At 60.6% G+C, this 571-nt stretch carries 1 protein-coding gene; it reads right to left on the reverse strand.

Annotation, left to right across the window (positions count from 1 at the left end; genetic code table 11):
• Positions 1-571: ABC transporter permease (locus CAG11_RS33055; protein ID WP_143494911.1), on the reverse strand; the 571-nt coding region annotated here is incomplete at both ends.

Consider the following 571-nt stretch of genomic DNA (forward strand, 5'->3'; position numbering starts at 1 on the left):
CGACAGCGCGATGCCCAAAGCGCCGCCGATCAGACAGACCAGCACCGCCTCTATCATGAACTGTTGCATGATGTCGCTGCGCCGCGCGCCGACCGCCATACGCACGCCGATTTCGTGGGTGCGTTCGGTCACCGAGACCAGCATGATGTTCATCACGCCCAGGCTGCCGATCACCAGCGCGATGGATGCTACCATCAGGATTAGCAGGCTCAGCGTCATCGACGTGTGCTCGATCGATTTACGGAACTGATCGCGGTTGAAGGTCATGAAATCCTTGACGCCATGGCGCTGGGTCAGCAATTGTGCGATGGCGCTGACAGCGGCTTCGCTGGCGACGCCATCCTTCAAGCGCACGATGATGCCGCTGAGCGTGGTTTTGCCGACCATGCGATACATCACCGTGCTGTAGGGCATCCAAACAGTGATGCGATTGGGCGCGTAGTTGCGATTGCTTTTCGCCACACCGATCACCCGGGCCGGCACCGAGCCGAGAAACACGATCTGGCCGAGCGGCTCGACGCCGAAATCGCCGAACAGCGCCTGGCGCGCATTGTCGTCGATGATCACTTCC

The organism is Pseudomonas sp. B6(2017), assembly GCF_002112765.1.
In the GTDB taxonomy this organism is placed as follows: Bacteria; Pseudomonadota; Gammaproteobacteria; order Pseudomonadales; family Pseudomonadaceae; genus Aquipseudomonas; species Aquipseudomonas piscis.